This is a genomic window from Haloarcula japonica DSM 6131 (genome assembly GCF_000336635.1).
GTDB classification, from domain to species: domain Archaea; phylum Halobacteriota; class Halobacteria; order Halobacteriales; family Haloarculaceae; genus Haloarcula; species Haloarcula japonica.
The window spans coordinates 135,779-150,399 of sequence record NZ_AOLY01000005.1 but is presented as its reverse complement, the minus strand read 5'-3'; the positions used below and the strand labels follow the sequence as shown (position 1 = coordinate 150,399).

The following is a 14,621-nucleotide window of genomic DNA, read 5'->3' as shown; positions in this document are numbered from 1 at the left end:
CGTGTGACTGCACGCGGGGAAACGAACGCGATTGACTTAAATCCCGTCGTAGCGCGGTGAAAGTGAAAGTGCAAGACAGCGTACGGATAGTGTTACCCACTCTGCCATCCGTGCCGAGGTATGGTCACCACTAGTCGGACAGAACTGTTATACTCCCGCTGTGCAAGCACGTAGTAGATGGACACCTGGCAGCGGCGGACGGGGCTGTACGTTCTCGGACTCATTGGCATCATCCTCGTCTACGCGCTGGCCTACGACTACGGGATGTCCGCCTTCGAGAACGAGCCGCGTACGTTTCTGAAATCGCTGCAAATCGTCGTGGAAACGTTTACCACGACGGGCTATGGTTCGGATGGAGACTGGCAGAGCACGGAGATGTTACTACTCATCATCGTGATGGATATCACAGGCGTCGTGCTCATCTTTCTCGCACTGCCGGTGTTGCTGTTTCCGCTGTTTGAAGAGGCGATGGAGACGAAAGCGCCGAACACGGTCGAGAACGGCCTCAGCGATCACGTCGTCATCTGTCAGTTCTCTCCTCGCGGTGAGACGCTCGTCACCGAACTCGACACCTGGGACGTCGACTACGTCATCGTCGAACCGGACCGGGACCGGGCCAACGAGCTCTACGAGGACGGATACTACGTCATCCACGCTGACCCGCAATCCGTCGACGGGCTCGAACGAGCCCATCTGTCGTCCGCCAGGGCGGTCGTGGCCGACGCATCCGACCAGGTGAACACCAGTATCATCCTCACCGCCCGCGAAGTCGACGAATCCGTCCAGACTGTCAGCGTCGTCAAGGAGCCAGACCGCGCGAAGTACCACGACCTTGCCGGCGCCGACGCCGTCCTCTCGCCGCGTGGCCTGCTCGGCGAGAGTCTCGCAAGCAAGGTGACGACCGGTGTCTCGACGACGCTCGGGGACTCGATAGAGATCGGTGAGGACTTCGACATCGCCGAACTGCCGATCCACCGCGGGAGCGAGCTCGTCGGAACCACGCTGGCCGACAGCGGCATCCGCGAGGAGACCGGCGTCAACGTCATCGGCGCGTGGTTCCACGGCCAGTTCGTGAGTCCGCCCGACCCCGACGCCGAGCTCGACGGCAGCACAGTCCTGCTGGTCTCGGGGACCGAGTCCCAACTGGAGCAGCTCAAGCAAATGACTCTTTCCAGCGTGCGTGGCTTCCGCCGCGGGGAGACGGTAATCATCGGTGCCGGGGAAGTCGGGCAGACGATCACGTCAGCGCTTACGAGCGCCGGGGTACCGCATACGGTACTCGATCAGACCGACGAGCAGGGCGTCGATGTCGTCGGCGACGCCACGGAGCCCGACGACCTGCGACACGCCGGCATCAGCGCCGCCAGAACAGTTATTCTCGCCCTCTCGGAGGATACCGACACCGAGTTCGCGACGCTGGTCATCCGTGACCTCAATCCGGACGTCGAAATCATCGCCCGTGCCGAGGAAAGCGAGAACGTCCAGAAGATGTACCGGGCGGGTGCGGACTACGTCCTCGCGCTGTCGACGGTCAGCGGCCGGATGCTCGCCTCGACCGTTCTGGAAGACGAAGACGTCATCTCGATGGACCAGCAAGTCGAGGTTATCCGGATCGCCGCTGACGGCCTGGGTAATGCGACGCTCGGCGAAGCCGATATCCGCTCACGGACGGGCTGTACGGTCGTCGCCATCGAACGCGACAGCCAAGTCATCACCGATCTCGGCCCTGACGTGACTATCGAACCGACTGACAAGCTCGTCATCGCGGGCACCGACGACGGCGTGACGCGGTTCAAGTCGGTGTTTGGCTAACCTCCGTTTTCCGTCTCGGGTGCGCTTCACGCACCCCTCGGCGCAAAAACGTGGTCCTGCCGAGCGGAGCGAACAAAGACCCATTAGAGCGTTGCTATGGCTAGAATTCGTACGATAAAACGCAGTCACGGCCACGCGGTAGTAACAGGCTACGGACGACTGACAGCGGAATCGTCCTACCGCTCGTCCAGCGGCACGAACGTCGTGTCTTCCGGCTTCGCACCGACGTAGCGGGCGCGGGGTCGGATCAGGCGGTTGTCCTCGATGTACTCGAAGACGTGGGCGACCCAGCCACCGACGCGGGACATAGCAAAGATGGGGGTGTAGATGTCGATGGGGATGCCCATCTGGTAGTACGTCGATGCCGAGTAGAAGTCGACGTTCGGGGCCAGCCCCTTCTCCTCCATGAGGTAGTCCTCGATAGTGGTTGACATTTCGTACCACTTGAGCGTGCCCGCGGCCTCGCCGAGTTCCTTCGACCGCTCGCCGAGAATCTTCGCACGCGGGTCCTTGACGTTGTAGACGCGGTGGCCGAAGCCGGAGACGCGGCGGCCCTCGTCGAGGGCGTTCTTGACCCAGTCGAGCGGGTCGGATTCGGCGTCGTCGACCTCCTTTAGCATCTCCATAACGTCCTGGTTGGCCCCGCCGTGGAGCGGTCCTTTCAGCGTCCCGATGGCGGAGGTGACTGCGCTGTGGACGTCCGACAGCGTCGACGCGGTCGTGATAGCCGAGAACGTCGAGGCGTTGAGACCGTGGTCGGCGTGGAGCACGAGCGCCTGGTCGAACACGTCGGCGAGCACGTCGTCCGGCTCCTCACCGTTGAGCATGTAGAGGAAATTCGCCGCGTGGTCGAGATCGTCGCGGGGGTCGACGGGGTCCTTCCCGTCGCGGATACGGGTGAACGCCGCGATGATGGTCGGGATCTTGGCCGTGATCCGCCGCCCAGTTTCGAGGTTGACCGTCTCGTCGGTCGGCTCGGCGTCCTCGGGCGCAGGGTCGAACGCCGAGAGCATCGACACCGCGGTCCGGAGCGCTGCCATCGGGTTCTCGTCCGCTTCGGCGAGTTGTCGCACGGTCGAGATGACGTCGTCGTCCACCTCGCGTGCGGCCACCATCGCCTCCTTGAACTCGGAGAGTTCGTCCCGGTTCGGCAGGTAGCCGTGCCAGAGCAGGTACAGCACCTCTTCGTAGCTGGCACCCTTCGCGAGGTCCTCGATGGTGTACCCCCGATACACGAGCTTGCCAGCGTCGCCGTCGATAACGCTGAGTTCGGACTCGGCGACGATGACACCCTCGAGTCCCTTCTTGAGGTCGTCGGACATACGCAATCAGTTCCCTACCTGCCGGGAAAAACATTTTCTTTCCAAGCGTGTGTGGCACAATGTCAGGAACTGTTATTGGACGGATGTCCAGTTGATGTTCGTCTTGGATACGGTTTCGGCGTTTACAGAGTCGCCGACGCGGCCGTTCAGCCTACATACGAGACGCCGTCGGGGAGTCAGTCAGGATTCCGTCCGAGTCTCCGAGACCTGCTTCACCAGTTCGTTCACAGGAAAACTCCCGTCGTAATCGAAGGACGCGAAGACGCCCTCGTATCGCTGCGAGGGGAAGAAAAACACGACGATATCGTCGAAAAACAACGTCTGTGCATTGAACTGACCCTCCCCGATGAGTGATTTGAACTCATCTCCAGTGACCGTGTTGGCCATTATCAGTTTGTACGCTTCGTCGAAGTCCCTGTCGGAGTACCTGCCCGCTACGTCCTCACGTACGTACTTGATTTCGAAAGTGGTGCTGTGCAGGTCGGCAACGACACGGGGCCTAGACTCCCCGAAGTCCCGAATAATGTCGGCAATATTGGACATGCAAGAATACCTTTCGCCACACTGAAAAGGACACTGAATCGGTCGGAACCGTGCACTGTCCACTCCGGCAGTGACACCGACACTCGGCGACCGACAGCAGGTCACGCGACCGCCTCACACAGTGAGGAACGCTTTTGCTCGGGGCCGTCGAATCGGCCGTTATGGACCCGACAGGGACGGTCGAGTACGAACCGGTCAGCGTCAAGCAGGTGCTGGCCGAGATGAAAGACACCGCCGAGTTGCTCATCGACCTCTCGTACTCGGCCGTCCTGCTGGGTAGCGACGACGTGGCCGCGGAGGTACTGGAGTTAGAGGAGAAGATGGACGTCCTCCAGTTGCGCGCGCGCATGAGCCTCCTGATGGCCTGCCGGTCGACGGCGGACGCGGAGTCGCTGGCCCCCGTCCTGGGGATGGTCGGAGCCGCGGAGAAGATCAGCGATGCCGCCGGCGACATCGCCAAGATAGTGCTGGAGGACATCGGCCTCCCGGACACGATGCGGGCGGCCCTGCCCGAGGCCGTCGAGACGCTCGTGCGAGCGACGGTTGGGTCGGACTCCCCGCTGGCCGACGAGACGCTTGGGAACCTGAACCTCGAAACCGAGACGGGCGTGCGTGCGCTGGCGATACGCCGGCAGGGGAACTGGTTGCTCAACCCCGACCGGGAGACGCGCCTCGAAGCGGGCGACGTGGTGCTGTTCCGCGGCCCCGAGGACGGTATCGCCGAGGTGTATCGGGATGCGACCGGCGACGTGTACGAACCGCCGGAGCCGCCGGAAGGGGGCGTCCGAGACCTCGAACGCGCCGTCGATTCCATCGTTCTGATGAAGGACATGGGCGAGTTAGCCGTCGACCTGGCATACGGTGCGGTGCTGTTCGACAGCACGGAGGTCGCCGAGGAAGTCGTCGAACTCGAAGCCGAGGTCGACGCGCTCCAGTCCCGGTTCGAGGCGTGGACGCTCCGGGCCGCTGCCGACATCGACGACCCCGTGTCGCTGCGGGGCCTCGTCCACCTGGCTCGGTCGACGGAGGTCATCTCCGACGCCGCACTGGAGATGAGCGAGGGCGTCCTGCGGGGGCTGTCGACCCATCCCGTCGTCGCCGAGGCCGTCCAGGAGTCCGACGAGATCATCGTCCGGACCACGGTGTACCCCGACAGCGACCTCGCGGGGACGACCATCGGGGACGCGAAGGTGAAGACGGCGACGGGCATGCGCATCATCGCGATACGGCGCGGCGCTGGGGAGAGCGAGCGGACCGGACGCGAGGGGGGCGACTGGGTCGTCTCGCCGGGTCCGGAAACGGGGATCCAGACGGGTGACGTACTCATCGCGAAGGGAACTCGGACCGGCGGCGACCGGCTCACAGAACTGGCCGAGGGATAGGCGAACGGCGGTGTCAGCGCCTGGCGAGACGGACGGCCGACACCGCCGTAAACAGCGCCGTCAGCAGGCCGCCCAGCGATGTCGCGAGGACGAACGAAAGCGCCACGTAGAATCCGACTGGCCGCTGGGTTCCCGGCAGGACGAATAGGGCGAACAGCCCCGCCGTAAACAGGCCGGCGAGCACGAAGCCGATTTTCGCGTTGCGTGGCACGTTCAGCGCCGCGACCATCGCCGCCTTGCCGCTCTGTGGCTCGGACTGGGACACACCGACTGGTAGGGTCGGCGGCCCCAAGATGCCGTCGGTCCGGCACAACTGTTGGCGAAATCCGAACCAGTAAAGGCTCCCAAGGCAAACGTGAGAACAATGGTTACTTTCGGTACGGCGACCGCCGCTCCCGGTGAGAAAGACACGGGGCGGCTGGAGGTCGGTGAGACCCGCGACGGGTCGACGTTCGGGCTACCGGTCGCCGTCGTCAACGGTGTCGACGACGGACGGACGCTCTACATACAGGCGGCCAGCGACGGCGACGAACTGAACGGCGTCGGCGTCATCCAGCGAACGCTCCCGCAACTCGACCCGACGGAACTGTCAGGGACGATTCTGGTCTGTGGCGTCGTCAACTACCACGCGTTCCAAGTCGCCGAGCACCGCAATCCGGTCGACGACACGAAGATGAACCGGGCGTATCCGGGCGACAAAACGGGGACATCGAGCGAGCGCATCGCCGCGGCGACGTTCAACGCCGCCATCAGCGCCGACTACGTCCTCGACCTGCATCAGGGGTCGACCTCGCAGATGATCGACGAGGTGCGGGTTCGGTGTGGCACCCGCCATCGCCTCCACGAGGAGTGTCTCGAACTCGCGAAAGTGTTCGGCTGTGGCTACATCCTCGACCAGAAAGGCCCCGACGGACAGCTGGCCCGCGCTGCGCCCGACGAGGGCGTTCCGACAATCGACCCCGAACTCGGCGGCTGTGTCGGCTGGGACGAAGACTCCATCCAGCGGGGCGTCGACGGCGTATTCAACGTACTGCGCTACTACGGCTTCCTCGATGGCCACCACGATGCGCGACCCCAGACCCGCGCCACCGGATTCGAACAGTACGGCTCTCCCGTCGGTGGCCTCATCGACCTCAAGCCCGACCTCGGTGACCGTGTCTCCCGCGGCGAGACGCTGTTCGAAGTAACCGACGTGTTCGGCGAGCCGAAGGCCGAAATCACTGCCGACTCCAGCGGCGTGTTCTGGCGCGCCCGCCGGCTCCCACAGGTCGCAACCGGCGAGTACGTCTGCTCGGTCGGGACGAACATCGACACCTACTAGAAACCACTGTTTACTGCAGGGGTTCGCTTCGCTCAGGACCGTGAAACACAGCGCCAAGCGCCGCGTATGCCCGCTCGCAGACCTGCCTTTCCCCGTGGCGGCCGACGGAGCGGCCGCCCGGCCACCGCTGTGTCCGCTCCGTCACGGTCGTAGACACCGATGACTGCGGCCGGAGATGCCGCCGGTTTTTGAACGATCAGCGCCTCAGTAGCCCTATGCGCACCTGTAGCGTCTGTGACCGGGAGCATCCGCGTGGGGAACCCTGGCGGTGTTCCTGCGGGGCACCGCTGGAGTATGCCACTCAGCCACTGCCCGACAGCCGACCGGCACAGTTCGGACGGGCCAGCGGCGTCTGGGACTTCGCCGAGTTCCTTCCGATGGACGAGCGAGTCAGCCTCGGCGAGGGCTGGACGCCGCTGGTCGACGCCCCCGAGTGGGACGCCAGCTTCAAACTGGAGTATCTCCACCCGACGGGGAGTTTCAAGGACCGCGGCGCGGCGACGGTCATCGCCGAGGCGCTCGAAGTCGGGGCCGACCGCGTGCTCGAAGACTCCTCGGGCAACGCCGGGCTGGCAGTCGCGTCCTACGCGGCACGGGCGGGTCTGGACGCGGAGATCTACGTTCCCGCGAGCGCGAAGGAAGCGAAGGTTCGCCGCATCGAGCGGACCGGCGCAGACGTGGTCCCGGTCGAGGGGAGCAGAGAGTCCGTAACCGCGGCCTGTATCGACGCCGTCGAAAACGGCGCGGGCTGGTACGCCAGCCACGCCTGGAACCCCGCCTTTTTCGCCGGGACGGCGACGGCCGCCTACGAGATTGCCGCCCAGAGAGACTGGAACGTTCCGGACGCCGTCGTCACGCCGCTCGGTCACGGGACGCTGTTTCTCGGCCTCTACCGCGGATTCCGGGCACTGGAGCAAGCTGGGTGGACGGACGCTGTTCCGCGCATACTGGGAACGCAAGCAGTCGGGTACAGTCCCATCGCCGACGAGGACAAGAGCGGGAATGTGCCGGACGACGCTGCCGCCAACGACCTCGCCGACGGTATCCACATCCGGGACCCGCCGCGCGGTCGGCAAATACGGCAGGCTATCGACGAGGCCGATGGTGCCGCCGTCGCCGTCTCCGCGGTGGCAACGGAGCGGGAACGTGATCGGCTCGGTGCGGCAGGGTTTCACGTCGAACCGACGTGTGCAACGGCGACAGCGGCGCTAACCCAGTTCAGAAAGCGGGGAGAACTCCAGGACGGTGACGACGTGGTTGTCGCGTTGACCGGACGGAACGACTAACGCATCAGCAGCGTCGAGACCGGAAAGTCGGCATCGACGGAGAGCCACTGGTCCTCTACGTCTGCCGTGTCGACATCCGGGGCGTAGCAGATGAGTCGCTCGCTGCCGTCGGGACGAGAGCGTACCACGGCAGGCAGCGTTCCCTCGTCAGCGTCAGCCGCCGCCGTCACCTCGCTCGTCGACCGGGTATCGGAGTCCATGTCACGAGTCACGACAGGTGTTATTATTGTTACCAGTCGATTATCGGGCGTAAGGACTACTGAACGTCGTCAAGAGAGACCAGAAGGGTCGACGAAACGGCCAGCCAGTTCGCTTCCAGTTCGGAGCCCGTGCTGCCGGGTGGATACAGGATCGAGCGCTGGCCGCCACCCGCAGCCGGCTCGTGTTCGACAGTCAATAGCTTCTCGGTGACCTCGCCGTCCGCCGCATTTTGCTGCTGGGTGTCTGGCCCTTCAGTGCTCATGGCCGCAGATAACGGTATATCAATATTGTTATCCGTAGTCTAAATCGAGTTATATCCCTGTATTACCGGAATATTCGTGGTGCTTACTCACCGGTAGCCGGTTCGAACCGCTCCGTCTCAGCGAGATGGGTGGGGAGGCGCATCGAACCCGCCGCGGACCAGCGGCTTCGCGATGTGGCGGCGCGCGACCGGCGGCACTTCGTACCAGCCGCGTTCCAGTCCCCGCTCGATGGACTGCTCAGTCTTGCCGTCAGCGCTGGTCCCACAGTCCCGACACCGATAGCCCTGATTCCGGCCGGCGGATTTCATCGACCGACTACAGTCCGGACAGTCCGGCGTAACGGATTCCGTCCGAATGAGTTCCCGGACCGCAAACTTCTCCAGTTTGAGCGTTCCTTCGCTCACTTCGCCACAGGCAGTGATTCGGTCGCCGACTCTGAGCGAGCGGACCCGGTCGCGAAAGCCCTTTGTCGGCTCGAAGGCCGCACAGTCGAGGGTCGCGCCGTCGCCTTCTAGGGTGAAAAACACGTGTCCCCCCGCCCGCGTCTCCGGGGTTTCGACAACGGTTCCGGTGACGCGGTAGGCGCTGTCGGCCCTGACAGCGTCGACAGCGGCGTCCTGTAGATGTACGTCGGTCCCCTGGTTCGTCACGAACGTCGCCCGGCGAGCGATGGGTTCGCTGTCGATGGCGTCAGCGACGGCGCGGCAGGCGTCGGGGTCGTCGCCGCGAATCCCGTAGAGGATCGGGCACGGGGTTCGTGGCACACAGACCGGATAGCCCGATTCGTGGTCGACGGTGTCCCACACCTCGGGGTAGTACTCATCAGCCGCCGCACGGACGCTCTCACTGTCGACCGCGCGCTCAGTGCCCCACCGGTCTTGCTCCCGGTAGGCAATGTGTTCGTAGGTCCAGTCCGACAGCGCGGCCCAAGCACCGACCGCCGCGAGCGCGCCGACGAGTCCGCGGCCGTTGCCCCGCTGGCAGCGAGCGAACCCGACCACGTCAGCCAGCGTCGTCGCGGCCATCGGGTCCTGTATCGACTGGATTGTCTCACGAGAGAACGTTGCGACCTGCGGCGGGACATCTTCGGGGTCGCAGTCGGCGACGATTGCGCCGGGGTTGGTCCGTGGGTCGTCGGTTTCAGCCATGTCGAGCACGTCTCCGGCCAGTCCAAGCGCTGTGTCGGCGTCGAGGTCCGTATGCACCGCCAGCGCCGCGTTCCCACGGGTCTTGTGTTCGACGGCGGGATTCAGCCGGACGAGGAGCAGTCGCTCGACGATGCCCCCAGCGTCCCGTATCGACTCGGCGAGGGTCGCGGCGGCGTAGGTCGTACACATTCCCCGTTCGCGCGAGTCCGTATCATCGAGGCCGACGACGGTCACGCTACGCTGTAGCCCCGAAGCAGTCAAACGCCTTTCGTCACGCCCAGCCCTCGATTCAGCCTGAGAGGGAACGGACGGCGCAATACATATAATGGGTGAGCGGGCTAGACTCAGTAGAGGTACAGAGTACTATGTCACGGTCGGCGCTGGTGGAAAACGTCATGGCGATGCTCGAAGACGCTGGCTTCCTCGTCAGCGACCGCTGTGCGATTCGTCCGAAGAGTTTCGACATCGCTGCCCGTCGCGGTGAGGACGTGTTGCTCCTGAAGATACTGGGCAACATCGACGCCTTCGACGCACAGACCGGGGGCGAGATGCGGCGACTGGGCACGTATCTGAATGCCACCCCGATCGTGATCGGCCTCCGAACGCGCGACGAGGAGCTGAAACCCGGTGTCGTCTACTTCCGGCACGGCGTTCCCGTGCTGTCGCCCGACACCGCGATGGACCTGTTCGTCGAGGAGGTCCCACCGCTCATCTACGCCGCGCCGGGCGGACTCTACGTCAACATCGACTCCGAGATTCTCGCCGACGTGCGCGAGGACCGCGACTGGTCGCTGGGCCGCTTGGCGAAGGAACTGGGCGTCTCTCGGCGGACAGTCTCGAAATACGAGGATGGGATGGACGCTTCGGTCGAGGTGGCCGCCGAACTCGAAGACCTGTTCGACGCGCCGCTGACTTCGCCAGTGAGCGTCCTTGACGGGGCCGAAGAAGTTCGGGACGACGAGCCGACACCGGACGACCCCGATGTCGCACCGGAAGACGAGCCAATTGTAACAGTGTTCACCCGTATCGGCTTCGAGGTCCACCCGACGGACCGCGCGCCGTTCAAGAGCGTCAACGAAAGCGACGACGAGCACGGGCAGGTCCTCGCCGGTCACTCGGCGTTCACCGAAACGGCAGAGAAACGGGCCCGCATTATGTCATCAGTCGGCGAAGTGACCCGGACCCGGTCGGTGTACGTCGTCGACGAACTCCGACGCGAATCCGTCGATGGGACCGCGCTCATCGAGAAAGACGAGATGGACGATATCCAAGACGCAACCGACCTGCGGGACCTGATTATGGAACGTGGCGAGGACCGCGAAGAAGTCGCCTGAGCGGGCGCTTCCCGTCTTCGCTGCAAGCTAAAAACGAGAAAGACCGCAAGTGCCGGGTCTACTGCCCGTACGTCTCTTCGAGGTACTCGACGATATCGTCGGATTCGGGCATCCCGTCGACGCCGTTGTCCTTGTCAACGAGTACCGGAACACCGGTCTGGCCCGAGACCTCCTTCACTTCGGTCCGTTCGCCGTGGGACCGCGGAACCATGTGAGATTCGTAGTCGAGACCCAGCTCGTCGAGTTTCTTGATTACCTTTGCACAGTACGGACAGCCTTCGAGCTCGTAGAGTTCGAGATTGGCCATTACACCCATTCGTAAGCGAGCCAGCGTCAAGAACACATCGGTGGTGTGTCCCGGCCGTGCAGGGGCGAGAGCGTTCCGGCCAGTGTTACACGTCGATGTCGTCGGGCGCGTCGGCGAGCAGGTCCGACGCGGTCACGAGCGACGACAGTTCGAGGTCGTGGTCGGCGAGGTTCTCAGTGGCCCCCTCCTCACGGTCGACGACGACGAGGACACGGTTGACAACAGCGCCGGCCTCGCGGAGCGCCTCGGCGGCGTCGACCGCGCTCTGGCCGGTCGTCGCGATGTCTTCGAGGATGATGACCTCCTCGCCGTCGGTCAGGTCGCCCTCGATTCGGTTGCCCGTCCCGTACTCCTTGGCCTGCTTGCGGGCGATGACGTAGGGAATGCCGGTTTCGACACTGGTGACCGCGACTAGCGGGACCGCGCCGAGGGCGACGCCAGCGAGTGTGGCGTCCGTGTCCCACTCGGCGATACGCTCGGCGAAGGCCCCGGCGATGCGGTCCAGACAGTCGGGATCGGTCTCGAAGACGTACTTGTCGACGTAGTAGCTCGACGTGCCGCCGTGGGAGAGCTCGAACTCTCCGAATTTGACGGCGTCAGCGTCTCGCAGCGCCGCGATGAGTGCGTCGTTTGCCATACGCTCACTGGATGGTCACGGGGCTAATGACTGTTGGATTCAGACAGCGACATTCCTAAGCCCCTCCGCCTCAGACACTCGCTCGAATGCAAGTGTTCGGGTCGAGCGGCGTCCGAGGTGTCGCGGGCGATGAGCTGACACCACGGTACGTCCTTCGGGTTGCACAGGCCGCCGGGGACGTCTGGCGTGACGACCACGACCGCGTCGCAATCGCCCGGGACACGCGGACGACCGGGCGGACGTTTATCAACGCCGCGACAAGCGGGCTGACTGGGGTCGGCTTCGACGTGGACCGCCTCGGCATCGTCCCGACGCCGGGACTGCAGGCCTATTGCGAGCGCGAGGGAGTCCCGGGCGTGATGGTCACGGCCAGCCACAATCCGGCTGCGTACAACGGCGTGAAGCTCATCGGTGCGGACGGTGTCGAACTGACACGGGGCACGCTCGATCACGTCGAACAGTCGCTTCGGGACGACACCCCGAGCTACGCGGACTGGGAGACTGTCGGATCAGACACCGCCATCGAGAGCGCCCGCCGCCGATACCGCGAGCAGGTGCTTGCTGCCGTCGACCGCGACCGCATCGCCGACGCCGACCTCACTATCGTCGTCGACTCCGGCCACGGGGCTGGCTCGCTCACGAGCCCCGACCTGTTCCGCGAACTCGGCTGTGAGGTCCACACCGTCAACAGCCAGCCCGACGGCCACTTCCCCGGCCGCGACCCCGAACCCGTTGCCGAGAACCTCGGAGACCTCCGGGCGTTCGTCCGCGCGACCGACGCCGACCTCGGATTCGCCCACGACGGCGACGCCGACCGCGGGATGTTCGTCGACGAGACAGGGACCCACATCGAGGGCGACGCCGCGCTGGCCGCGCTCGCGGCGGCGAAAATCGAGTCCGGCGACGGCGTCGTCTCGGCGGTCAACGCCTCCCAGCGGCTGGTCGACGTGGTCGAGGACGCCGGCGCGACCCTCTCGCTCACTCCCATCGGCTCGACGTACATCGTCAGCCGCATCCGCAAACTGCAAAACGAGGGGACCCACGTCGCGATTGCCGGCGAAGGCAACGGCGGCATCCTCTTTCCCGACTACCGCATCGCCAGAGACGGTGCGTTCACCGCCGCGAAGTTCCTCGAACTCGTCGCTGACCGGCCCGCAAGCGAAGTCGCCGCGGACTACGACGACTACTACAACGTCCGACGGAACCTCGAATACGAGACCGAAGAAGAGCGCGAGGCGATGCTCGAAGGCATCGAATCGCACGCCAACGACGCGACGGCCAACCTGGACACGACTGACGGCTACCGCCTCGACTACGGTGACGGCTGGGTGCTTGCCCGACCGTCGGGCACAGAACCCGTCGTCCGCGTCTACGCAGAAGCGCGCACGCTCGACCGCGCCGAGGAACTCGCCGAGACGATGGTCAGCAGAGCGACCCAGCAGACGAATACCTACAGCGACGAATAAGTGTCCAGCGCGTCCTCGATAGCCGCGCTGGCCTCGCGGGCGGCCGACAGTTCCTGCTCGACAGCACCGCTCGCCAGCCGCTCGCGCTCCGTCTCTGTGAGTTCCGAACGAGCGACGGCGCTCTCCCGAAGCCGTTCGTAGTCGTCCCGCTCTGCGAGTTCTCGCACCTCCCGTAGGGCTGCGACGACGGACTCGTCGGCGAAGCGGGCGACGACCGAGCGGTACTCGCGGCAAAACCACGGCAGGGCGTTGGCCGCTGGCGGCGGCCAGTCGATCCGTACCGGCTCAGCGTCGAGACGCCGAAGGTACGTCTGCCGAGTGGCGACGGCGCTCCGGAGCGCCGCGGCGTCGTCGACGTAGTGGTCCAGTTTCGAGGCGGAGTAGTCGGCGAACTCCAGTAGTTTCGGAATCGGCTCGGTTCCGGCGTCGTGCTCGCGGACGTACGTCAGTAGCTCCGAAGGTGGGGGCCGGAACTCGACAAGCGGGTACGCGTCCGCCCGTTCGATAACCGCCAGCGCGTCTCTGGCCGGTGTGTTGCGCCGAAACTCGGTGAACGCCTCGGTGACGGCGTCGTTGTAGCGCTCGATAGGGTCACGGAGCCGCTCGACCGGGGCATCGAGATCGGCGTCGCCGAGCCGCTGGAGGCGTTCCAGGTCGTCGATGCGGTCGCTCAGTTCGCCGCGTCGACGGTTCGCATCGGTCCGAGCTTTCTTGTACTGCTCGCGTGCGTCGTCGAGTTCAGCCAACCGCCCGACGAGGTCGCCGATGGGCGACAGCATCTCGCGGGCCTGCTCGAAATCATCCTCGGTGAGCCGCCGTTGCTGGAGGAAATCGTCGATCTCTTCGAAGGTATCGCGCTCGGGCAGATCGTCGGGGAGGTCGTCGGTCAGCGTCCCGACCTGGCCCTGAAACTCCATGAACGCCTCGAAGTCGCCACCGCCGGTCGCCCGGCCGTCGTAGCTCTCGAGCAGGTTCCACAGTTCACGGTAGATCTCACGGCAGTCACGGAGCGCGTCCGCACCGATTTCCTCGACGCGTGCCTGTGCCCGTTCGTGGGCTTCGGCAGCCTGTTCGAGGCGTTCCACCGAATCGGGGGTTCCCGCGCTGATTTCGATATCGGTATCGGATCGAGCCATCAGTACACGTCGTCGGGGTCGAACACTTGCTCACCGACCGTCTCGCCGTCGACAGTCCGGTGGAAGCAGGACTCGTAGCCAGTGTGGCAGGCCCCGCCAGCCTGGTCGACGATGTACAGCAGCGCGTCCCCGTCGCAGTCGACTCGCACCTCCTCGACGGCCTGCGTGTGGCCGCTCGTGGCCCCTTTGTGCCAGAGTTCGTCCCGGCTCCGCGAGTAGTAGTGGGCCTCCCCCGTCTCGCGGGTCTTCCGGAGCGCTTCCTCGGTGACGTAGGCGAGCATGAGCACCTCACCGGTGTCGGCGTCCTGCGCGACCGCCGGGATGTACTCCTGCTCGTCGAACGCGAGGTCGACGTCGGTCATACTCGGGCCGAGGCGTGTCCGCAAAATAGGTCTTCTGCAACAGGAGGTCAGGTGGAACGATATTTCGTTAACAGTAGTTGGTAATACGGTTTCGTTATTCA

Annotated in this window: 16 protein-coding genes; 6 read left to right on the top strand and 10 right to left on the bottom strand. The window is 64.7% G+C overall.

Annotation, left to right across the window (positions count from 1 at the left end; genetic code table 11):
* Positions 1-177 precede the first annotated feature (177 nt).
* Positions 178-1,812: a potassium channel family protein gene (locus tag C444_RS01955; RefSeq protein ID WP_004590540.1), complete on the top strand. Its 1,635-nt coding sequence runs from the start codon at positions 178-180 to the stop codon at positions 1,810-1,812.
* A 176-nt stretch (positions 1,813-1,988) separates the two neighbouring features.
* Here the strand turns inward: C444_RS01955 and citZ are convergent, their stop codons facing one another.
* Both citZ and C444_RS01945 read right to left on the bottom strand, forming a co-directional pair.
* The gene (gene citZ / locus C444_RS01950; RefSeq protein WP_004590539.1) at positions 1,989-3,134 is read right to left on the bottom strand and encodes a citrate synthase; all 1,146 of its coding nucleotides are present in this window, start codon (positions 3,132-3,134) and stop codon (positions 1,989-1,991) included.
* Positions 3,135-3,314: 180 nt separating this feature from the next.
* Complete coding sequence (locus C444_RS01945; protein ID WP_004590538.1) at positions 3,315-3,677, bottom strand: hypothetical protein; 363 nt, start codon at positions 3,675-3,677, stop codon at positions 3,315-3,317.
* A gap of 161 nt (positions 3,678-3,838) precedes the next feature.
* Between C444_RS01945 and C444_RS01940 the strand changes: the two genes are divergently transcribed.
* Complete coding sequence (locus tag C444_RS01940; RefSeq protein WP_049909033.1) at positions 3,839-5,059, top strand: potassium channel family protein; 1,221 nt, start codon at positions 3,839-3,841, stop codon at positions 5,057-5,059.
* A gap of 13 nt (positions 5,060-5,072) precedes the next feature.
* Here the strand turns inward: C444_RS01940 and C444_RS01935 are convergent, their stop codons facing one another.
* Entirely contained in the window at positions 5,073-5,324 is a 252-nt protein-coding gene (locus tag C444_RS01935) for a DUF7536 family protein (protein ID WP_239641249.1), read from the bottom strand.
* A 99-nt stretch (positions 5,325-5,423) separates the two neighbouring features.
* On the opposite strand from C444_RS01935, the gene C444_RS01930 reads away from it, so the two are divergent.
* On the top strand, positions 5,424-6,380 hold the full coding sequence (locus C444_RS01930; RefSeq protein WP_004590535.1) for a succinylglutamate desuccinylase/aspartoacylase family protein: 957 nt from the start codon (positions 5,424-5,426) through the stop codon (positions 6,378-6,380).
* Positions 6,381-6,595: 215 nt separating this feature from the next.
* Positions 6,596-7,666 carry a pyridoxal-phosphate dependent enzyme gene (locus tag C444_RS01925; RefSeq protein ID WP_004590534.1) on the top strand — a complete coding sequence of 357 codons (1,071 nt, stop codon included), beginning with the start codon at positions 6,596-6,598 and terminating at the stop codon, positions 7,664-7,666.
* On the opposite strand, the gene C444_RS01920 is transcribed toward C444_RS01925, so the two are convergent.
* From C444_RS01920 to C444_RS01910, 3 genes are all read right to left on the bottom strand, one after another.
* A complete protein-coding gene (locus C444_RS01920; RefSeq protein ID WP_004590533.1) occupies positions 7,663-7,866 on the bottom strand; it encodes a hypothetical protein in 204 nt (67 codons plus the stop codon). The two genes, C444_RS01925 and C444_RS01920, sit on opposite strands and share 4 nt — an antisense overlap.
* 56 nt (positions 7,867-7,922) lie before the next feature.
* Positions 7,923-8,129 (bottom strand): hypothetical protein, encoded by a 207-nt coding sequence (locus C444_RS01915; RefSeq protein ID WP_004590532.1) that lies wholly within the window; start codon positions 8,127-8,129, stop codon positions 7,923-7,925.
* Between the two features lie 117 nt (positions 8,130-8,246).
* On the bottom strand, positions 8,247-9,512 hold the full coding sequence (locus C444_RS01910; protein ID WP_004590531.1) for a tRNA(Ile)(2)-agmatinylcytidine synthase: 1,266 nt from the start codon (positions 9,510-9,512) through the stop codon (positions 8,247-8,249).
* Positions 9,513-9,643: 131 nt separating this feature from the next.
* Between C444_RS01910 and C444_RS01905 the strand changes: the two genes are divergently transcribed.
* Entirely contained in the window at positions 9,644-10,612 is a 969-nt protein-coding gene (locus C444_RS01905) for a transcriptional regulator (RefSeq protein ID WP_004590530.1), read from the top strand.
* A 58-nt stretch (positions 10,613-10,670) separates the two neighbouring features.
* Here the strand turns inward: C444_RS01905 and C444_RS01900 are convergent, their stop codons facing one another.
* Entirely contained in the window at positions 10,671-10,919 is a 249-nt protein-coding gene (locus C444_RS01900; RefSeq protein ID WP_004590529.1) for a glutathione S-transferase N-terminal domain-containing protein, read from the bottom strand.
* A gap of 85 nt (positions 10,920-11,004) precedes the next feature.
* Entirely contained in the window at positions 11,005-11,556 is a 552-nt protein-coding gene (gene pyrE / locus C444_RS01895; RefSeq protein WP_004590528.1) for an orotate phosphoribosyltransferase, read from the bottom strand.
* Positions 11,557-11,642: 86 nt separating this feature from the next.
* Here pyrE and glmM point away from each other — a divergent pair, with 86 nt between their 5' ends.
* Positions 11,643-13,022, top strand: coding sequence for a phosphoglucosamine mutase (glmM, locus tag C444_RS01890; RefSeq protein ID WP_004590527.1), 1,380 nt, complete (start codon positions 11,643-11,645; stop codon positions 13,020-13,022).
* Here glmM and C444_RS01885 read toward each other — a convergent pair.
* A complete protein-coding gene (locus C444_RS01885; protein WP_004590526.1) occupies positions 13,007-14,158 on the bottom strand; it encodes a DUF7118 family protein in 1,152 nt (383 codons plus the stop codon). The two genes, glmM and C444_RS01885, sit on opposite strands and share 16 nt — an antisense overlap.
* A complete protein-coding gene (gene hisI, locus C444_RS01880) occupies positions 14,158-14,520 on the bottom strand; it encodes a phosphoribosyl-AMP cyclohydrolase (RefSeq protein WP_004590525.1) in 363 nt (120 codons plus the stop codon). The genes C444_RS01885 and hisI overlap by 1 nt, the downstream gene beginning before the upstream one ends.
* Positions 14,521-14,621: the final 101 nt, after the last annotated feature.